Origin of the sequence: Acidovorax sp. Root568, assembly GCF_001427445.1 — a bacterium.
In the GTDB taxonomy this organism is placed as follows: domain Bacteria; phylum Pseudomonadota; class Gammaproteobacteria; order Burkholderiales; family Burkholderiaceae_C; genus Acidovorax; species Acidovorax delafieldii.
This window is the reverse complement of the sequence record NZ_LMGP01000014.1, coordinates 405,614-425,498: the sequence shown is the minus strand read 5'-3', so window position 1 is coordinate 425,498 and position 19,885 is coordinate 405,614. Positions and strand designations below refer to the sequence as shown.

General features: G+C 67.6%; 17 protein-coding genes. 12 read left to right on the top strand and 5 right to left on the bottom strand.

What is annotated here, in order from left to right:
• Window positions 1–81: 81 nt before the first annotated feature.
• On the top strand, window positions 82–1,092 hold the full coding sequence (locus tag ASD75_RS11525) for a fumarylacetoacetate hydrolase family protein (RefSeq protein ID WP_056745757.1): 1,011 nt from the start codon (window positions 82–84) through the stop codon (window positions 1,090–1,092).
• A gap of 96 nt (window positions 1,093–1,188) precedes the next feature.
• Window positions 1,189–2,166, top strand: coding sequence for a tripartite tricarboxylate transporter substrate binding protein (locus ASD75_RS11520; protein WP_056745756.1), 978 nt, complete (start codon window positions 1,189–1,191; stop codon window positions 2,164–2,166).
• A 120-nt stretch (window positions 2,167–2,286) separates the two neighbouring features.
• Here ASD75_RS11520 and ASD75_RS11515 read toward each other — a convergent pair whose 3' ends face one another.
• From ASD75_RS11515 to ASD75_RS11505, 3 genes are all read right to left on the bottom strand, one after another.
• Window positions 2,287–2,700: a VOC family protein gene (locus tag ASD75_RS11515; protein WP_056745754.1), complete on the bottom strand. Its 414-nt coding sequence runs from the start codon at window positions 2,698–2,700 to the stop codon at window positions 2,287–2,289.
• A 125-nt stretch (window positions 2,701–2,825) separates the two neighbouring features.
• The gene (locus tag ASD75_RS11510) at window positions 2,826–3,848 is read right to left on the bottom strand and encodes a zinc-binding alcohol dehydrogenase family protein (RefSeq protein WP_056745752.1); all 1,023 of its coding nucleotides are present in this window, start codon (window positions 3,846–3,848) and stop codon (window positions 2,826–2,828) included.
• Between the two features lie 73 nt (window positions 3,849–3,921).
• Window positions 3,922–5,079, bottom strand: coding sequence for an alkene reductase (locus ASD75_RS11505; protein ID WP_056745921.1), 1,158 nt, complete (start codon window positions 5,077–5,079; stop codon window positions 3,922–3,924).
• Window positions 5,080–5,256: 177 nt separating this feature from the next.
• On the opposite strand from ASD75_RS11505, the gene ASD75_RS11500 reads away from it, so the two are divergent.
• The 4 genes from ASD75_RS11500 to ASD75_RS11485 all read left to right on the top strand — a co-directional run bounded on the left by ASD75_RS11500 (window position 5,257) and on the right by ASD75_RS11485 (window position 9,684).
• Window positions 5,257–6,174, top strand: coding sequence for a LysR family transcriptional regulator (locus ASD75_RS11500; RefSeq protein WP_056745750.1), 918 nt, complete (start codon window positions 5,257–5,259; stop codon window positions 6,172–6,174).
• A 253-nt stretch (window positions 6,175–6,427) separates the two neighbouring features.
• Entirely contained in the window at window positions 6,428–7,591 is a 1,164-nt protein-coding gene (locus tag ASD75_RS11495) for an iron-containing alcohol dehydrogenase (RefSeq protein ID WP_056059812.1), read from the top strand.
• Window positions 7,592–7,765: 174 nt separating this feature from the next.
• Window positions 7,766–8,857, top strand: coding sequence for an alpha/beta fold hydrolase (locus tag ASD75_RS11490; RefSeq protein WP_235511603.1), 1,092 nt, complete (start codon window positions 7,766–7,768; stop codon window positions 8,855–8,857).
• Between the two features lie 146 nt (window positions 8,858–9,003).
• The gene (locus tag ASD75_RS11485; RefSeq protein WP_056745749.1) at window positions 9,004–9,684 is read left to right on the top strand and encodes a type 1 glutamine amidotransferase domain-containing protein; all 681 of its coding nucleotides are present in this window, start codon (window positions 9,004–9,006) and stop codon (window positions 9,682–9,684) included.
• A 178-nt stretch (window positions 9,685–9,862) separates the two neighbouring features.
• Here the strand turns inward: ASD75_RS11485 and ASD75_RS11480 are convergent, their stop codons facing one another.
• Window positions 9,863–10,765, bottom strand: coding sequence for a LysR substrate-binding domain-containing protein (locus ASD75_RS11480; RefSeq protein WP_056745747.1), 903 nt, complete (start codon window positions 10,763–10,765; stop codon window positions 9,863–9,865).
• 180 nt (window positions 10,766–10,945) lie between these two features.
• Here ASD75_RS11480 and ASD75_RS11475 point away from each other — a divergent pair, with 180 nt between their 5' ends.
• From ASD75_RS11475 to ASD75_RS11460, 5 genes are all read left to right on the top strand, one after another.
• A complete protein-coding gene (locus ASD75_RS11475) occupies window positions 10,946–11,674 on the top strand; it encodes a pirin family protein (RefSeq protein WP_056745745.1) in 729 nt (242 codons plus the stop codon).
• A gap of 128 nt (window positions 11,675–11,802) precedes the next feature.
• Window positions 11,803–12,495 carry a hydrolase gene (locus ASD75_RS11470; RefSeq protein WP_056745743.1) on the top strand — a complete coding sequence of 231 codons (693 nt, stop codon included), beginning with the start codon at window positions 11,803–11,805 and terminating at the stop codon, window positions 12,493–12,495.
• Window positions 12,496–12,655: 160 nt separating this feature from the next.
• Window positions 12,656–14,566: an amidohydrolase gene (locus tag ASD75_RS11465; protein ID WP_056745742.1), complete on the top strand. Its 1,911-nt coding sequence runs from the start codon at window positions 12,656–12,658 to the stop codon at window positions 14,564–14,566.
• Between the two features lie 5 nt (window positions 14,567–14,571).
• Window positions 14,572–14,706, top strand: coding sequence for a hypothetical protein (locus ASD75_RS24185; protein ID WP_255356270.1), 135 nt, complete (start codon window positions 14,572–14,574; stop codon window positions 14,704–14,706).
• Window positions 14,696–16,387, top strand: coding sequence for an MFS transporter (locus tag ASD75_RS11460; RefSeq protein WP_056745740.1), 1,692 nt, complete (start codon window positions 14,696–14,698; stop codon window positions 16,385–16,387). The genes ASD75_RS24185 and ASD75_RS11460 overlap by 11 nt, the downstream gene beginning before the upstream one ends.
• A gap of 91 nt (window positions 16,388–16,478) precedes the next feature.
• On the opposite strand, the gene ASD75_RS11455 is transcribed toward ASD75_RS11460, so the two are convergent.
• Window positions 16,479–18,578: a molybdopterin-dependent oxidoreductase gene (locus tag ASD75_RS11455; protein WP_056745738.1), complete on the bottom strand. Its 2,100-nt coding sequence runs from the start codon at window positions 18,576–18,578 to the stop codon at window positions 16,479–16,481.
• Window positions 18,579–18,715: 137 nt separating this feature from the next.
• On the opposite strand from ASD75_RS11455, the gene ASD75_RS11450 reads away from it, so the two are divergent.
• Window positions 18,716–19,864: an ABC transporter substrate-binding protein gene (locus tag ASD75_RS11450; RefSeq protein ID WP_056745736.1), complete on the top strand. Its 1,149-nt coding sequence runs from the start codon at window positions 18,716–18,718 to the stop codon at window positions 19,862–19,864.
• Window positions 19,865–19,885 lie beyond the last annotated feature (21 nt).

The following is a 19,885-nucleotide window of genomic DNA, read 5'->3' as shown; positions in this document are numbered from 1 at the left end:
TTGTTTAGTTAAATCAATTTACCCAAGCGTAATTCGTGTTGGGTGAAACCTTCAACCCCTTGAGACAAAGGTCCTGCCACCATGAAACTCGCTACCTACAAAGACGGCTCGCGCGACGGCCAACTGGTTGTCGTCTCCCGCGACCTGGGAACGGCCCATTATGCGACCGGCATTGCCAGCAAGATGCAGCAGGTGCTGGACGACTGGGGCTTCCTCTCGCCCCAGCTGCAGGACCTGTACGACCAGCTCAACAGCGGCCGCGCGCGCCACGCCTTCCCCTTCGACCCCGCCCAGTGCATGGCCCCGCTGCCTCGCGCCTACCAGTGGGCCGACGGCTCGGCCTACATCAACCACGTTGAACTGGTGCGAAAAGCGCGCAACTCCGAAGTGCCCGAAAGCTTCTACACCGACCCCCTGATGTACCAGGGCGGCAGCGACGACTTCATCGGCCCCTGCGACGATGTCGTGGTGCCCAGCGAAGCCATGGGCATCGACTTCGAGGCCGAGATCGCCGTCATCACTGGCGACGTGAAGATGGGCACCAATGCCGACCAGGCGCTGGACGGCATCCGCCTGGTGATGATTGCCAACGACGTGAGCCTGCGCAACCTGATCCCGGCCGAGCTGGCCAAGGGTTTTGGTTTCTTCCAGAGCAAGCCCGCCACCGCCTTCGGCCCCGTGGCCGTCACACTGGACGAGCTGGGCGACGCCTGGGACCACGGCCGCGTCAACCTCACCGTGCAGTCCACCTGGAACGGCCGCAAGGTCGGCATGTGCGACGCGGGCCCCGAAATGACCTTCCACTTCGGCCAGCTCATTGCCCACATCGCCAAGACGCGCAACGTGCGCGCCGGCTCCATCGTGGGCAGCGGCACCGTCAGCAACAAGGGCGTGGAGCAGAACGGCCGCATGGAATGGCCCAAGGGCTACAGCTGCATCGCCGAAAAGCGCTGCATCGAAACCATCCAGGACGGCAAGCCCAGCACCGACTTCATGAAGTTTGGCGACACCATCCGCATCGAGGTCAAGGGCAAGGACGGCGCCAGCATTTTTGGTGCCATCGACCAGGCCATTGCCGCACCGGCCGCCTGAGGCCCCGCAGAGCAAAATTTGAATAAAAACGGCTGCATGCGATAGAGGAACATGCGCTTGCAGCTATCAAATTCATAGTATCAAGGAGACAACCCCATGCAACGCCGTACCCTCTTGTCCGCCCTGGCCGCCGCAGGCGCTACTACCGCCGCGCCCTGGGCCGCCGCCCAATCCGCCTGGCCCGACCAGCCCCTGCGCTGGGTGGTGCCGTACCCCGCCGGTGGCGGCACCGACGTGCTGGCCCGCACCGTGGCCGAGGCCATGCGCCAGACGCTGGGCCAGCAGATCGTGGTGGACAACCGCCCTGGCGCCTCCACCAACATCGGCGGCCAGATGGTGGCCACGGCCAAGCCCGACGGCAACACCTTCATGTCGGCCGACAACGCCATCCTGGCCTACAACGAACACCTGTTCACCAAGCTGCCGTTCAACCCTGAAAAGGACTTCACCTACGTGGGCGGCATCAGCCGCTTTCCGCTGGCGCTGGTGGTGCACCCGGCGTTTGAAGCCAAGACGGTGAAGGAATTCCTCGCCTACGCGCGCGCCAACCCCGGCAAGCTCAACTACGCATCGCCCGGCAATGGTTCGCCACACCACCTGGCGATGGAGATGTTCAAGAACCGCACCAAGACCTTCCTCACCCACATTCCCTACCGCGGCGCCGCGCCCGCGCTGCAGGACGTGATGGGCGGCCAGGTGCCCTGCATGTTCCTGGACCTGGCCGCTGGCCTGCCCGTCATCACCTCGGGCAAGGTGCGTGCGCTGGCCATTGGCTCGGCCAAGCGCGTGGCCGCGCTGCCGGACGTGCCCACCTTGGCAGAAGCCGGTGTGCCCAACACCGAAGTGTTTGCGTTCCAGGGCATCCTGGCGCCCGCCGGTCTGCCCGCTGCGATCACGGCGCGCCTGAACGGCGACCTGAACAAGGCCTTGCTCAACCCCGCCGTGGTCAAGCGCATGGCCGACTTCGGCATGGAAGCCCTGCCCGGCACGCCCGAGCAGTTCCGCGCCATGGCACGCTCCGAGTCCAAGCGCTGGGGCGAGATCATCAAAGCGGCAGGCGTGAAACTCGACTGACCCCCCTGAGCGGCTGCGCCGCTTCCCCCCAGGGGGACGCACCCGGTGGCCTGGCAAAGCCAGTTCCACGGGGGCACTCGCTTGGCGGCGCGCCCTCTGCGGAGGGTGCAGCGGTGTTTCTTACTCCGGCAGGTGGCACACCGCCTCGATGTTGTTGCCCTCGGGGTCGATGACAAACGCGCCGTAATAGTGGGGGTGGTAGTCGGGCCGCAGGCCCGGGGCGCCGTTGTCTTGGCCCCCGGCTTCGATGGCGGCGCGGTAGAAGGCATCGACCTGGGCCCGCGTGGTGGCCCGCCACGCCAGGTGGCAGCCCGTGGTGGCGGGCGGGCCGCCGTAGGGCGAGGGGCCGTCGATGAACCACACATCCGCCTTCTTGCCGTCGGGCTCGGACGGAGCCGGGTAGGCATAGCCCAGCATGTTCGAGCCGTAGTTGCCTTCAAAACACAGGCTGTAGCCCAAAGGCGCGAGGGCGGCGGTGTAGAACGCCTTGGTGCGGGCGATGTCGGTGACACGGAAGGTCATGTGGTCCAGCATGGGAGGTCTCCTCAGTTGTGAGCCTCGTTTTATACCTGAATAACTGTTTATAAATACAGTATTTTCAACCCGATACACAAGCCACTGCACTGATGACGCGGCGCCCCTGGGGGGGCCGCAGTGCTTCAGGCCCACCCCTCCAGCACCAGCTTGCCCCGCGCCTTGCCGCTCTCGATCAGCGCATGCGCGCGCTTCAGATTCTCGGCATTGATCGTTCCAAAGCGCTGGTCCAGCGTCGTGCGAATCAGCCCCGCATCCACCAGCTGTGCCACCTCGGTCAGCAGCCGGTGCTGGCCGATCATGTCGGCGGTGCCGAACAGTGCGCGGGTGAACATCAGCTCCCAGTGCACCGACACTGACTTGCGCTTGAATTTCGTCACGTCGAGTGAGACGGGGTCGTCGATCAGTGCGAACTGGCCCTGCGGCGCGATGGCCTCGACGATCTGGTCGAAGTGCGCGTCGGTCTGCGTGAGGCTCACGATGATGTCCACCGTGGGGTGGCCGATGCGGGTCAGCTCTTGTGTGAGCGGCTGGCTGTGGTCGATGACGTGGTGGGCGCCCAGGTCGCGCACCCACTGCTGCGTTTCGGGGCGCGATGCGGTGCCGATGATCGTGAGGCTGGTGAGCCGCGCCGCCAGCTGCGTGAGGATGGAGCCCACGCCGCCGCTCGCGCCAATGATGAGCAGGGTCTTGTGGGTGGGCTGCTTGCCAGGGGCCACACCGAGGCGGTCAAACAGCAGCTCCCACGCGGTGATGGTGGTCAGCGGCAGCGCGGCGGCTTCGGCAAAGTCGAGCGATTGGGGGGCATGGCCCACGATGCGTTCATCCACCAGGTGCAGTTCGCTGTTGGTGCCCTGGCGTGCGATGGAGCCCGCGTACCAGACGCGGTCGCCGGGCTGGAACAGCGTCACATCAGGGCCCACGGCGCGGACGATGCCGCTGGCGTCCCAGCCCAGCACCTTGTAGTCGGGCCCGTCGCCGCTGCGCGAGCTGCTTTTGCGCACTTTCGTGTCCACGGGGTTGACCGAAACGGCGTGCACTTCCACCAGCAGATCGCGGCCGGTGGCCACCGGGTTGGGCAGGGTGATGTCGAGCAGCGACTCGGGGTGGTCGATGGGGTGGGCGGTTTGGTAGCCAACGGATTTCATGATGGGTCCTTGAGGTGCAAAGGGAGTTGAAGCGGGGGATATGCGGAGTCCGGAAGGGCGCGTGGTGCCGTTTTCAGGCCACTTCAGCCGCGCCAGCCCGGGCCTTCGGCGCAGCCAGCGCATGGGCCGGTGCGTAGTCGCTGTAGCCGTGTGCGTCGCCGCCAAACAGCGTGGCCGCATCGAACGGTGCCAGTGGCAGCCCGGCGGCATAGCGCGAAGGCAGATCGGGGTTGGCAATGAACGGGCGGCCAAACGCCACCAGGTCGGCCATGCCGGACGCGAGGATCTGTTGCGCGCGTTCGGGTGTGTACTGGCCCGCCACCATCACACGGCCGCTGAAGGCGGTGCGTAGAGCCTGGCGGAATTCATCTGGAATGCGGGGGGCGTCGTCCCAGTCGGCCTCTGCCAGGTGGATGTAGGCCAGGCCCAGCGTGTCCAGCTCGCGCGCCAGGTGCAGGATGGTGGGGATGATCTCCGGGCAGTCCATGCCGCGCTGCGTGATGAACGGGGCCAGGCGCATGCCCGTGCGTTCGGCGCCGGCCTCGCTGGCCACGGCTGCGGCCACTTCGCGGGCGAAGCGGGTGCGGTTTTCCAGCGGGCCGCCATAGGCGTCGGTGCGGTGGTTGGAGGTCGTGCGCAGAAACTGGTCAAGGAGATAGCCGTTGGCGCCGTGGATCTCCACGCCGTCGAACCCTGCGCGCATGGCGTTGGCGGCGGCACGGCGGAAGTCGTCCACCACGCCAGGAATCTCGGCGGCCTCCAGCGCGCGGGGCACGGGGCAGTCGAGCATGCGGCCCACGCCGTCTTCGCCTGCCACCCATACCCGTGCCGCCGGGGCCAGGGCCGAGGGCGCCACGGGCAGCCCATCGGCATGGAAGCTGGCGTGCGACATGCGGCCCACGTGCCACAGCTGCAGCACCATGCGCCCGCCCGCGGCGTGCACCGCTTCGGTCACGCGGCGCCAGCCTTGCACCTGCGCGTCGCTGTAGATGCCGGGCGTGAAGCTGTAGCCCTGGCCTTGGCGAGACACCTGGCTGGCCTCGCTGACGATGAGGCCCGCACTGGCGCGCTGGGCGTAGTAGTCGGCCATGAGCGCGTTGGGCACGTCGCCCGGCTGGCTGCTGCGGGCGCGCGTCATGGGCGCCATCACGATGCGGTGGGGCAGTGCCAGCGGCCCCATCTGCAGGGGGCGGAACAGGGCGGGTGTGGCGGTGTGTGGGGTGGCGGTCATGGCAGGGGCTCGGGTCGGCGGCAGGCCGGTGTGGAACATGACGTGAATGGTGGGCTTTCTGCAGTAGTTTTTAAATAGACGGTTGATTGAAATAATATTCAAAGAAAATTTGAATATCAGCCCCTGGTGGTGGTGTCGTTCCATCGCCTCGTCTTCCCTTTCCCATCCACCCTCGCCATGAAAAGCCTGCAAGACCTCGACATCTTTGTGCGCACCGTGGACAGCGGCAGCCTTTCGGCCACGGCCCGTGCGCTGGACCTCACCCCCGCCGCCACGAGCGCCGCGCTCAAGCGGCTGGAGGCCGAGCTGGGCGTGGCCCTGTTCGTGCGCTCCACGCGCAGCCTGCGGCTCACGCAGGAGGGCGCGCTGTTCCTGGAGCACTGCCGCCCCGCACTCGCCGCGCTGCAGCAGGTGCAGGGCCAGCTCGCCAGCGGCCGGGCGGGCGAGCTGCGTGGCCTGCTGCAACTGGCGGCCCCGTCCGACCTGGGGCGCAATGTGCTGCTGCCCTGGCTGGATGCCTTCCAGGCGCTGCACCCCGGCATCGACATCCGCCTGCAGCTGTCGGACCGCATGGCCAATGTCTACGGCGAACCGGTGGATGCCGCCTTCCGCTACGGCAAGCCGCAGGATTCGAGCCTGGTGGCGCTGCCGCTGGTCGCCGAACACCGGCGCGTGCTCTGCGCCGCCCCCTCCTACCTGGCAGCGCACGGCACGCCTGATACGCCCCACGCCTTGGCTGCGCACGATGGCCTGTGCTTCATGCTGGGCGAGGACGTGCACGACCGCTGGCGCTTCTGGGACGCATCGGGCCAGGAAGTGGTGGTGCGCGTGCGCAGCCGCAACGTGGCCAACGACGGCGACGCGGTGCGCCGCTGGGCCGTGCTGGGCCGGGGCATTGCGTACAAGTCGTACTTTGATGTGGCCGACGACCTGGCCGCCGGGCGCCTGGTGCCGCTGTGCCCCGGCTGGACCACCGAGGCCGTGCCGCTCTTCCTGGTGGCCCCCAGCCGCAGCCAGTTCACGCCGCTGGTGCGGGCGCTGCGCGACTTCATGGCCGAGCGGCTGCAGGCGCTGATGGAGCGGGCGCCGCACTGAGTGCCTGTTGACGACCCCCGCTGGATCGTCAACAGGCTCCCAGCGCTAGCAGCAGTCGCATGCGCTGCGCCCGATGTGCTGCATGAGGCTCTGCTGGCTGCAGGGCTATCGCACGCGCGACCGGCACCGGGACCCCGTGCGCCGCACAATCGCGCCCTTGCTGTCGCTACCCAGGGCGGCGCGCCCCCTGCGCCCACCCGCGCGGCCGGGTTCCTGGTGATGCAGCGACGGCCTTTGACGGAGAAAGATCAACATGCTGAATTTCGACTTCCACAACCCCACCCACATCGCCTTCGGCCAAGGCCGCATTGCCGACCTGGCCAAGCTCGTGCCCGCTGCCGCCAAGGTGCTGATCCTGGTGGGCGGTGCCAGCGCCGAAAAGACCGGCACCCTGGCCGAGGTGCGCGCCGCGCTGGGCGAGCGCCAGCACGCCACCTTCAGCGGCATCGAGCCCAACCCGAGCTACGAGACCTCCATGAAGGCCGTGGCGCAGATCCGCGAAGGCGGGTTTGACTTCTTGCTGGCCGTGGGGGGCGGTTCGGTGATCGACGCCACCAAGTTCATCGCGGCCGCTGTCCGTTTTGAAGGCGATGACCCCTGGGCCATCCTCGAAAAGCACGGCCGCAACATCAAGGGCGCCATGCCGTTTGGTTCCGTGCTCACGCTGCCCGCCACGGGCTCGGAGATGAACAACGGCGGCGTCATCACCCACCGCGCCAAGGGTGCCAAGCTGTCGTTTGGCAGCGTGCACACCTACCCGGTGTTCTCGGTGCTCGACCCCACCAAGACCTACACCCTGCCACCCCAGCAGCTGGCCAATGGCGTGGTGGATGCGTTTGTGCACACGGTCGAGCAGTACCTGACCTACCCGGTCAACGCACCCGTGCAGGACCGGTTTGCAGAAGGCATCCTGCAGACGCTGATCGAGATCGGCCCGCGCCTGCTGACTGCCCCCGAGCCGGTGTACGACGACCGCGCCAACCTGATGTGGGCCGCCACCATGGCGCTCAACGGCCTGATCGGCGCGGGCGTGCCGCAGGACTGGGCCACGCACATGATCGGCCACGAGCTGACGGCGCTGCATGGCATCGACCACGCGCGCACCCTGGCCATCGTGCTGCCCGCGCTGCTGAACGAGCGCCGGGTGGCCAAGCGCGCCAAGCTGCTGCAGTACGGCGAGCGCGTATGGGGCATCACCACCGGCACGGATGACGAGCGCATCACCGCCGCCATCGAGCGCACGCGCGATTTCTTTGAGAGCATGGGCATCGCCACGCGCCTGTCTGGCTACGGCCTGGGCAGCGAGGTGGTGAACACCGTGGTGGCACAGCTGGAAGCGCACGGCATGGTGACGCTGGGCGAACAGCGCGAGATCACCCCGGCGGTGAGCCGCCGCATCCTCGAAGCTGCGCTGTAAATGGTGGTGGGCGGGGAGGGCGGGGTCCTAGGCCCTCTCTCCTGCTTGCCCCGCCTGCGCTGCATTTCGCGCCGCGCAGCAGCGTTTCGTCGCAGGGCGCTGGAGCCCGCCCCTTGCGCCGCCTACAGTGCCGTCAAGCCACCTCCTTGGGTGGCATTTGACGAAAGGCGCACCGTGACCCTCATCCTCATCCTGGCCCTCCGCTCCGCGTGGCGCAACGCCCGAGCCCCGCTGCTGGCAGCTTTTGTGGCAATGCTGGCCTGGGCCGCGCCGGCATCGGCCCAGTACGCCGGCCTGCGCACCCTGGTGGTACCGGGCGCAGAGCCCGTGACCGTGGCGCTGTTCTACCCCACGCCGGTGGTGGCGCGCACCCAGCCCATGGGGCCCTGGCGGCCCGTGGTCACGCCGGGCGCCCCGGCGGCAACCGCGCCCCTCAAGGGCCTGATCCTCATCTCGCACGGCACGGGCGGCCATGAACTGGGGCACCACAACCTGGCCACGCGCCTGGCGGCCGACGGCTATCTGGTGGCGGCGTTGCGCCACCCGGGCGACAACTGGGAAGACCGGTCGATGATTACCTCAGGCCGCTACTTCAGCGAGCGCCCCCGCCAGGTGAGCCGCGTGCTGGACGCGCTGCTGGCCAGCCCCGAATGGGGCCCGCGCATTCCGGCCGGGCGCATTGGTGCCGTGGGGCATTCGGCAGGTGGCTACACCGTGCTGGCCCTGGCCGGTGCGCAGGCCGAACCGGCCAGGGCGGCGCAGCACTGCCGCAGCGCGTCGGACGACCCCGGCTTTTGCAGCCTGGGCAAGCTGCCCGCCCGTGGCCAGACCGCCCAGACTTCCAAGGAGGCACCTGCGGCCGCCACTGCGGCGTCCACACAGGCCGGCGCCCCCGCGCTCGATGGCCCGCTGGTCTCGGTGGCAGACCCCCGCATCCGCGCCGTGGTGGCCATGGCGCCCATGGCGGTGGTTTTCACGCCAGACAGCCTGAAGGCCATCAGCGTGCCCGTGCGGCTGATGGTGGCCGAGCGCGATGCCGTGCTCGTGGGCCCCTACCATGGCGGCTATGTGGCAGCGAGTTTGCCGTCTGCACAGGCCAACACCGTGCCGGGTGCAGGCCACTTCGCCTTCATGGCCCAGTCTGTCTGGCCTCTGGCGTCCGAGGCGGGCGACGCCGCCGCCAACCCCGAAGGCTTTGACCGCGTGGCCTACCACGCCACGCTGGAGAACGAGGTGGCGGAGTTCCTGGCCAGGCAGCTGCGTTGACAGGTTGAGGGCCCGCGGGTGCGGTAGCGCCGTGCTGTAAGCCAATGCCGCAAACCTGCCTGCATCGCGGGACAACGGGCCCGACGGCTGGTACGGTGGTGGTTTGGTTTTTCCGATCAACCCCCCCCACACCGAAAGCGACTTCCATGGCACATATCCTCATGGTTCTGACGTCCCACGACCAACTGGGCGACACCGGCAAAAAGACGGGCTTCTGGCTGGAAGAGTTTGCTGCACCGTACTACGTGTTCAAGGATGCAGGCGTGCAGATCACGCTCGCATCGCCCCACGGCGGCCAGCCGCCCCTGGACCCCAAAAGCGACGACGAAAACGCCCAGACCGATGCCACGCGCCGCTTCAAGGCCGATGCTTCAGCGAAGCAGCAGCTGGCCAGCACCGTGCCCCTGTCCAGCGTGAAGGCCGAGGACTTTGATGCCGTGTTCTACCCCGGCGGCCACGGCCCGCTGTGGGACCTGGCCGAAGACGCGCAGTCCATCGCACTCATCGAAAAGACCTTTGCGGCCGGCAAGCCGCTGGCGCTGGTGTGCCACGCACCCGGCGTGTTGCGCCACACCAAGGCGCCCGACGGGTCGCCCCTGGTCAAGGGCAAGAAGGTCACGGGTTTCACCAACACCGAAGAAGACGCTGTGCAGCTGACCCAGATCGTGCCGTTCCTGGTGGAAGACATGCTCAAGGCCAACGGTGGTGTGTATTCCAAAGGCCCTGACTGGGCACCCTATGTGCTGACCGATGGCACGCTGATCACGGGGCAGAACCCGGCATCGTCAGAGCAGGGCGCCCATGCCTTGCTCAAGCAATTGGGTTGATGAGGGAAAGGGGCTTCGGCCCCATATTTGCGCCGGGTGGATGCACCGGGTTATCCGTGTTCCACATTGGAAGCAAAAAGGGCTGCCAGCGCTTTATCCATCAGCGCAAGCAGCTATCAAATTGAAAGTGATCGTGTGGTGATGCCTGTCGCCAGCCCACGCAACGCTCTCGCTTCATTCAATACGGCAGGATGCCTGGCAACAGCGGGCGGTCTAGCCGGTGGCGCCACCACTTGAGTGCCTCGCCCATGTGCTCGGGTCGCCAGGCCAGCCAGAAGGTTTCGTCCGGGCGGGGCTCCTCCACCTGCAACTCCACCAGAATGCCGGTCTCCAGCTCCACGCGCGCACAGGCGCGGGGCACAAAACCGTGGCCCAGACCTGCGGCCTGGCAAGCGATCTTGGCCTGCATCGATGGCACGGTGATACGGCGCTGGCCTGACAGCAACCCCACCGTGCGGTCGTTCAGCGAGCGCGCCCCGTCGCCCACTACCACGGCCGTGTGTTCCAGCAAGTCGCCGCGCGTGAGCGGCCGCTGCAGCTTGGCCAGCGGGTGTGTGGCCGTCACGCAAAAAGCGAAGGCCAGGCTGCCCACGGCCACCGCCTTGTAGCCACCCCCCGCTGGGCCTTCGCCTGCGGCCACGACGATGTCTGCGCGCCCTTCGCGCAGCGCCTCCCAGGTGCCTGTCAAGGCTTCGCTGCTGATGCGCAGTCGGGTGCCGCAGTGCAGGTCTTCAAACGCGCAGATGTCCTGGTTGAACGCGTGCGTTGGGATGAGCGAGTCGTGCATCAGCCGCAGCTCGGACTCGAAGCCCGTGGCAATCTGCCGCATCCGCGATTCGAGCTGCTGCGCGGCGGCCAGCAGCCAGCGCCCCTCCTTGAGCATCTCTTGGCCGGCAGGGGTGAGCGCGACGCGCGGGCCGTTGCGGGTGAACAGGGCCAAGCCCAGCTGGTCTTCCAGCTTGCTCACGGCGTACGAGATGGTGGACGGCACCTTGTGCAGCCGCTCGGAGGCACCTGCAAACGAGCCGTGGCGGGCAATGGCGTCGATGGTTTCAATGGCTTCCAGCGTGAGTTTCAACATGGCCCAATTCCTTGATCTGCATCATCGAAATTATCGATGATGAGTTGGAAAACCTTTCAGCATACGCCCCGAAACGGCGCGAGATACTCTCTTCACCGCAGCACTGAAGCCTTGATGAATAGGGCGGTGAGGCAAACACCTCCCAGTGTGAATCACATCGACGAAGAAAGGACCTGCACCATGCTCGACATCCGCAAAGCCCAACACCGCGGCAACGCCAACCACGGCTGGCTCCATTCGCGCCACACCTTCTCGTTCGGCCACTACCACGATGCCAACCAGCAAGGCTTTTCCGACCTGCTGGTCATCAACGACGACCGCGTGGCCCCGGGCAAGGGCTTTGGCACCCACCCGCACCGCGACATGGAAATCTTCTCGTACGTGCTGGAAGGCGCGCTGGAGCACAAGGACTCCATGGGCACGGGCTCGGTCATCCGCCCCGGTGACGTGCAGATGATGAGCGCCGGCACCGGCGTGCGCCACAGCGAGTTCAACCATTCGGGCGTTGAGCCCGTGCATTTCCTGCAGATCTGGATCGTGCCTGGTGTGCGCGGCGCCGCGCCCCGCTACCAGCAGGTGCATTTCAGCGAGGCCGACAAGCGCGGCCGCCTGCGCCAGATCATCTCGCCCGAAGGGGCTGACGGATCGCTGGCCGTGCACCAGGACGCCCGGGTTTACGCCGGCTTGTTCGACGGCAGCGAAGAGTCGGCCGATCTGGACGTGGGCCCGGGCCGCAACGTGTATGTGCACGTGGCCCGCGGCAGCCTGGAGGTGAACGGCGAGCGTCTGTCCGAAGGCGACGGCGCCCGCATCCGCGACGCCGGGGCCCTGCGCTTTGCCAACGGCGAAGGCGCCGAGGTGCTGGTGTTCGACCTGCGGCCCAACGAGCTGCCCACGATGCCGCACTGAGCGCATGGGGCGCACTGAGGAGCGGGGTGGGCGATGCCGCCCATCCCTTGCGCCCCGGCCCGCCGCATTGCCTTGTCTATTTTTGTTTTTCTCGACGTCCTTCATCTTCAATTTCCAGGGAGTTCACCATGACCAACGCCAACACGACCGCCGCAGCCAACGCCACCGCCCGCCCCGTCGCCTACGCCAAGCCCGGCGCCACGCTGCTCAACGCCGACGACCACACCCTGGTCATGATCGACTTCCAGTCGCAGATGGCCTTTGCCACGCACTCCATCGATGCGATCACGCTGCGCTCCAACGCCGGCCTGGTGGCCAGCGCGGCCGCCGGGTTTGGCGTGGACACCATCCTCACCACCGTGGCCGAAAAGAGCTTTAGCGGCCCCATGTTCGAGGAAGTGACTGCACCATTCCCCGGCCAGGCGCTGCTGGACCGCACCTCCATGAACACCTGGGAAGACGAGGCCGTGATCGCACGGGTCAACGCCATCGGCAAGCCGCGCATCGTGCTGGCCGGCCTGTGGACCAGCGTGTGCATCGTGGGCCCGGCGCTGTCGGCGCTGGACCAGGGCTTCGAGGTGTATGTGATCGCCGACGCCAGCGGCGACATCTCCGTGGAAGCGCACAACCGCGCCATGGAGCGCATGGTGCAGGCCGGCGCGCGGCCCATCACGTCGCTGCAGTACCTCCTGGAGCTGCAGCGCGATTGGGCGCGGGGCGAGACGTATGACATGACGACGGGCATCGCCCAGAAGTTCGGTGGCGGCTATGGCCTGGGCATCACCTACGCCAAAACCATGTTCAACGCCCACGAAGGCTAAAAAAGGGTGCATTGGCCTACTGCGCGACCCGATCCCGCACCTGCGGTTCTCGCCGTACGCTTGTACGGCTGCGGTCCTCGATGCAGGCTAGGGCCGCTCGCTACGGCCACTGCACCCTTTTTGCGCTCTGCCATTGCTGAAATTCTCTGAGCCCCAAGACATGAACCAACCTGCCACCACTCCCGACCTCATCCTGCGCAACGGCCGCTTCACCACGCTGGACCGCGCCAATCCCACGGCCAGTGCGGTCGCCATTGCGCAAGGGCGCTTTACCAAGGTCGGTGACGACCGCGAAGTGATGGCGCTGGCCGGTGCGGGTACGCGGGTCATCGACCTGGGCGGGCGCAGCGTGCTGCCGGGGCTCATCGACAACCACCTGCACATCATCCGCGGCGGCCTCAACTTCAACATGGAGCTGCGGTGGGACGGCGTGAAGAGCCTGGCCGACGCCATGGCCATGCTCAAAGCCCAGGTGGCGGTGACGCCCGCGCCGCAGTGGGTGCGCGTGGTGGGCGGCTTCACCGAGCACCAGTTTGCGGAAAAGCGCCTGCCCACACTGGCCGAGCTGAACGCCGTGGCGCCGGACACGCCCGTGTTCATCCTGCACCTGTACGACCGCGCGCTGCTCAACGGCGCCGCGCTGCGCGCCGTGGGCTACGGCAAGGACACGCCCGCGCCACCCGGCGGCGAGATCGTGCGCGACAGTGCGGGCAACCCCACGGGCCTGCTGCTGGCCAAGCCCAATGCGGCCATCCTGTATGCCACGCTGGCCAAGGGCCCCAAGCTGCCGCACGACTACCAGGTCAACTCCACGCGCCACTTCATGCGCGAGCTCAACCGCCTGGGCGTGACCGGCGCCATCGACGCGGGCGGCGGCATGCAGAACTACCCGGATGACTACGACGTGATCCAGGAGCTGGCCGATGCCCACCAGCTCACCATTCGCCTGGCCTACAACCTGTTCACGCAAAAGCCCCAGCACGAGAAGGAGGACTTCCTGAACTGGACGGCCACCTCGCAGTACAAGCAGGGCACGGACTACTTTCGCCACAACGGCGCGGGCGAGATGCTGGTGTTCTCCGCCGCCGACTTCGAGGACTTCCGCCAGCCCCAGCCCGAGCTCGCGCCCGGCATGGAAGGCGAGCTGGAAGAGGTGGTGCGCATCCTCGCGCAGAACCGCTGGCCCTGGCGTATGCACGCCACCTACGACGAGACCATCGAGCGCGCGCTCAACGTGTTCGAAAAGGTCAACCAGGACACACCGCTGGCCGGCCTGAACTGGTTTTTCGACCACGCCGAGACCATCTCGGAAAAGTCCATCGACCGCATCGCCGCCCTGGGTGGCGGCGTGGCAGTGCAGCACCGCATGGCCTACCAGGGCGAGTACTTCGTGGAGCGCTACGGCGCCGCGGCGGCCGAGGCCACGCCCCCGGTCAAGCGCATGCTGGAGAAGGGCGTCAACGTGTCCGCCGGCACCGACGCCACCCGCGTGGCCAGCTACAACCCCTGGGTGTCGCTGTCCTGGCTCGTCACCGGCAAGACGGTGGGCGGCCTGCAGCTCACGCCGCAGCGCAACTGCCTCACCCGCGACCGGGCCCTGCGCATGTGGACCGAGAACGTCACCTGGTTCAGCAACGAGCAGGGCAAGAAGGGCCGCATCGAAGCGGGCCAGCTGGCCGACCTCGTCGTGCCCGACCGCGACTTCTTTGCCTGCCCCGAGTCCGACATCGCCGACACCACGGCCCTGCTCACCGTGGTGGGCGGCAAGGTGGTCTATGGCGTGGGCGACTTCGCGCGCTTTGACGACGCGGCACCGCCGCCCGCCATGCCCGACTGGTCGCCCGTGCGCACCTTCGGCGGCTACGGCGCCTGGGGCGCCCAAGGTGCCCAGGGAGGGCCGGACGGCGCGCCGCTGCAGGCCGTGCTGCGCAACGCGGCGGCGAACTGCGGCTGTGCCAGCAATTGCAACCTGCACGGCCACGCCCATGCCACGGCCTGGAGCAGCAAGCTGCCGGTGTCCGACCTGCAGGGCTTTTGGGGTGCGCTCGGCTGCGCCTGCTGGGCGGTGTGACGGTGTTGCACGCATTGCAAACCGCAGCCACCGCGCCCTGGGTGCAGACGCTGGCGCTGCTGTGCCTGTGCGCCGCCTACCTGCAGGGCGGCATGCTGCTCGTCGCCTGGCACGACCTCGGAGGCCACCATGCCAGATAAACACCACGATCATCATCACCACCAACCCGCATCCGCACCGGCAACCCCCGCGCCTGCGGTTTCCGGCAGCTTCGCACCGCTGGCCATTCCCGTCTTTGCGGTGCTGTGGGCCGCCACGGTGCTGGGCAACATCGGCAGCTTCATGCGCGACGTGGCCAGCGCCTGGATGGTGACCGAGCTCTCGTCCAGCCCCACGGCGGTCGCGCTGATCCAGACCGCCGCCACGTTGCCGGTCTTTCTGCTCGCCATTCCCGCAGGTGTGCTGTCGGACATCCTGGACCGCCGCCGCTTCCTCATCGGCGTGCAGGTGCTGCTGGCGGCCGTCAGCGGCACGCTGCTCATCCTGGCCAACACCCACACGCTGACGGTGGAGTGGCTGGTGGCGCTGACCTTCGTGGGCGGCATCGGTGCCGCGCTCATGGGCCCCACCTGGCAGTCCATCGTGCCCGAGCTGGTGCCGCGCAGCGAGCTCAAGAGCGCTGTGGCGCTCAACTCGCTGGGCATCAACATCGCGCGCGCCATCGGCCCGGCGGCGGGCGGCCTGCTGCTGGCCAGCTTCGGCGCGGCCATGGCCTACGGCCTGGACGTGCTGAGCTATGTGTTCGTGATCGCCGCGCTGCTGTGGTGGAAGCGCCCCAAGGCTGAGGCGTCGGGCCTGAACGAGCAGTTCTTCGGCGCCTTCCGTGCCGGCGTGCGCTACGCCCGCGCCAGCCGCGAGCTGCACGTGGTGCTGCTGCGCGCAGCCGTGTTTTTCTTGTTCGCCAGCTCCGTCTGGGCGCTGCTGCCGCTGGTGGCGCGCCGCATGCTGGGTGGCTCGGCAGGCTTTTACGGCGTGATGCTGGGCGCCGTGGGCGCGGGCGCCATCCTGGGCGCCGTGCTGCTGCCGCGCCTGCGCCAGCGGCTCGACACCGACGGCCTGGTGCTGCTGGCCTCGCTGCTGACCGCGGCCGTCATGGGCGTGCTGACCGTGGCCCCGCCCCAGTGGGCCGCCGTGGCGCTGATGCTGGTGCTGGGCCTGGGCTGGATCATCGCGCTGACCACCCTCAACGGCGTGGCCCAGGCCGTGCTGCCCAACTGGGTGCGCGGCCGGGGCCTGGCCATCTACCTCATGGTCTTCAACGGTGCGATGGCAGCCGGCAGCCTGGGCTGGGGCCTCATCGCAGGGCAGGCCGGCTTGCCGGTCACGCTGCTGATGGGCGCGGCCGGCCTGGTCGTGGCGTCGCTCATCTTTCACCGCGTGAAGCTGCCCACCGGCGAGGCCGACCTGCAGCCCTCGAACCACTGGCCCGAGCCCCTGCTGGCGGAGCCCGTGGCGCACGACCGGGGCCCGGTGATGGTGCATATCGAATACCGCATCGCCAAGCCCGACCTGCCCGCCTTCCTGCAGGCCATGCAGTACCTGTCCCAAGAGCGCCGCCGCGACGGCGCCTACGCCTGGGGCGTGGCCGAACACACGGGCGAGCCGGGCCGGGTCATCGAGTGGTTCCTGGTCGAATCGTGGGCCGAGCATCTGCGCCAGCACCACCGCGTGTCCAAGGCCGATGCCGACCTGCAAGCGGAGGCATTGCGTTTCCATGTCGGACCGGAGCGGCCGGTAGTGCACCACTTTCTGGCACTGACGCCGGGGGGCGTGGGTGAAGAGGGCGCCGCCCCGTCAACGAACGCTTCGCACGCGCACTGAGGGGGTTTAGTAAAAATAGCCTGTAGCGCTAGTGGAGTATGCGCTGGATGCTATCAAATTGATATCAACTCGGTTGTGCAGATGAATGCGATCACACAGATGCCAACGTCGGCGTTTCCACGGTGCTGGCTTCCACCTCCACCAGGCAGTCATAAAACGTCGGCGCGCGGCCCAGGTCCGTGAGGGCCTGGCTGGTGACCTCGTTCACGTTGGTGCCGTTCAGCCCCAACTTGCGCCACCAGATGCCCAGGCCGTTGACCACACCGGCCCGCGCGCGGCGCGAGACGGTGGCGTGGCATAGGTAGCTGCCCCGGTCGTTGAACACGCGCACCACGGCGTCGTTGGCAATGCCGCGTGCTTCGGCATCGTCGGGGTGGATCTCCAGCACGGGGCGGCCCTCGATGTTGCGCAGGCTCTGCACGTTCACGAAGGTGGAGTTCAAGAAGTTGCGCGCGGGCGGCGAGATCATGGCCAGCGGGTAGCGGGCGTCCGTGCCCTGCAGTTCGTAGTTGGGCAGGTGGTCGGGCAGGCCGTCCAGGCCCTGGGCGGCCAGGCGGGCGCTGTAGAACTCGCACTTTCCAGAGGGTGATGGGAAGTTGCCTTCGGCGAACGGCGCATCGGGCAGCGCCAGCGTGGCAAAGCCTTGGCTTTCGAGCAGTGCGTAGTCCACTGCGTCGCCAAACGCCTGGCGGCACAGGGCCTCATCGCTCTCGTCAAAACAGGGCTCGGCAAAGCCCATGCGCGCCGCCAGGTCGCGGAAGATCTGCGTATTGCTGCGCGCCTGGCCCTGGGGCGCAATGGCGGGACGGTTGAGCAGCACGTCGGTGTGGCCGTAGCTCAGGTGCACGTCCCAATGCTCCAGCTGCGTGGTCGCGGGCAGGATGTAGTCGGCGTAGTCGGCCGTGTCGGTCTGGAAGTGCTCCAGCACCACCGTGAACAGGTCTTCGCGTGCAAAGCCTTGCACCACCTTGCCCGAGTCGGGGGCCACGGCCACGGGATTGCTGTTGTAGACCACGACGGCCTCCACCTTCGGGCCGAACGCGGGCGAGGCCTCGCGCAGCAGGTCGTCGCCAATGGTGGACATGTTGATGGTGCGCGGTATCTGGGCCGGCATCAGGTCGGGTCGCTGCAGCACGGCGCGCTGCGCGGGGAACTGGCCCGAGCTGGACAGCAGCACGCCGCCCGCGCGGTGGCGCCAGGCGCCCGTGAGCGCAGGCAGGCAGGCCACGGCGCGCACCGCATTGCCGCCGCCACGCACACGCTGCATGCCGTAGTTCAGGCGGATGGCGGCGGGCTTCGTCGTGCCGTAGTCCTTGGCCAGCTGGCGGATCTGCTCCACCGGAATGCCGCACACCTCGGCCGCGCGTTCGGGCGGCCACTGCAGTGCGCGCTCGCGCAGCTGGTCCCAGCCCAGCGTGTGGCGGGCGATGTAGTCGTGGTCCAGCCAGTCGTTCGCGATCAGCTCGTGTATCAGCGCCAGTGCCAGCGCCGCGTCGGTGCCGGGGCGCAGGGCAATGTGCTCGTGGCATTTGTCGGCCGTCTCGCTCTTGCGGGGGTCAATGCACACCAGCTTGGCGCCATTGCGCTTGGCCTGCTGGGCATAGCGCCAGAAGTGCAGGTTGCTGCCGATGGAGTTGCTGCCCCAGATGATGATGAGCTGCGATTCGGCAAAAAACTCCACCTTCATGCCCACCTTGCCGCCCAGGGTCTGCACCAAGGCCTCGGCCCCGGCGGATGCGCAGATGGTGCGGTCCAGCTGCGAAGCGCCCAGCTTGTGGAAGAAGCGCCGGTCCATGCTCTCGCCCTGCACCATGCCCATGGTGCCCGCGTAGCTGTAGGGCAGGATGGCTTCGGGCGCGCGCGCGGCGATGGTCTGCAGGCGCTGGGCGATGTCGGCCAGGGCCTCGTCCCAGGTCACGGGCACGAACTGGCCGGCGCCCTTGGCGCCCGTGCGCTTGAGCGGCGTGAGCACGCGCTTGGGGTGGTAGCTGCGCTCGGTGTACTTGCTCACCTTGGCGCACAGCGCGCCGTCGGTGTGGCGGTGGTCGGGGTTGCCCTGCACGCGGGTGGCCACGCCATGCTCGTCCACGGTGGTGAGCAGGGCGCAGGTGTCGGGGCAGTCGTGGGGGCAGGCGCCGCGCACCTGAATCAGTGCCGATGGAGGGGAATTAGCGTCAGAAGGCGTGGGCATTCGGGGGCTGGATCGTTAAACTGGCTGTCAGGGTTGGAACGGGCGTGCATATGGGTCCCCCGTTTCCAAGGGGCTGCCTACCGGCAGTGCAGAGGGGCATGCCCCTTCTTTCTTCTTACAAGAGCAGAGATTTCACCATGAACCAGACAGTATTGGGGCGCAGGCAGTTTTCGGTGGGCATGGGCGCCGTGGCGCTGGGCGGGTTCGGCCTGGCGCGTGCGCAGGGCGAGGGGCGCATCGTGCTGGGGCAGTCGGCCGCCTTCACCGGCCCGGCGGCGCAGCTGGGCGTGCAGTTCAACCAGGGTGCCAAGCTCTTTTTTGACCAGCTCAACGCCCAGGGCGGCGTGGGCAAGCGCATGGTGGAGATCCGCACCATGGACGACGGCTATGAGCCCGACCGATGTGCCGAGAACACCCGCAAGCTGATTGCCGACGAGGTGTTTGCCCTGTTTGGCTACATCGGCACTCCCACCAGCCTGGCGGCGCTGCCGCTGTTCACCAAGGAGAAGGTGCCGTTTTTTGGCCCCTTTACCGGTGCCGAGGCGCTGCGCCAGCCGTTCAACCGGCTGATCTTTCATGTGCGTGCTTCCTACTACGACGAAACCGCACTCATCGTGCGCCAGCTCACCAACCTGGGGCTCAAGAAGATTGCGGTGTTCTACCAGAACGACGCCTACGGCAAGGCGGGGCTCGATGGCGTGAACCGCGCGCTGGCCGAGCTGAAGCTGACACCTGTGGCGACGGCCACCGTGGAGCGCAACTCCACGGACGTGAAAGCGGCCGTGGACAAGCTGGTGCCCGCCACGCCCGATGCCGTGGTGCAGATCACGGCCTATGCGTCGGCTGCCGCGTTTGTGCGTGCGGCGCGCAAGGCGGGCTTTGGCGGCACGTTCTACAACGTGTCGTTTGTGGGCACCCAGGCGCTGGCCGACGAGCTGGGCAAGGACGGTGCGGGTGTGGTGGTGTCGCAGGTGGTGCCCTCGCCCTACCAGCCCTCGCGCCAGATCACGCGCGAGTTTCTGGAGGCCATCAAGAAGGGCGGCGACAAGGTGCAGCCCAACTACTCCAGCATGGAAGGCTATCTGGCTGCACGCGTGTTCGCCGAGGGCCTGCGCCAGGCCCAGGCCGGCGGAAAGATCACGCGCGAGAGCTTCATCACGGGCACCGAGTCCATCGGCAACCAGGTGATCTCGGGCTTTCCGGTGTCGTTCAGTGGCACCAGCCACGCAGCCTCGAAGTTTGTCGAGATGTCGATGCTGACCGGGGACGGCCGGGTCAGGACCTGATCCCGAACGGGTGGCGGGCGC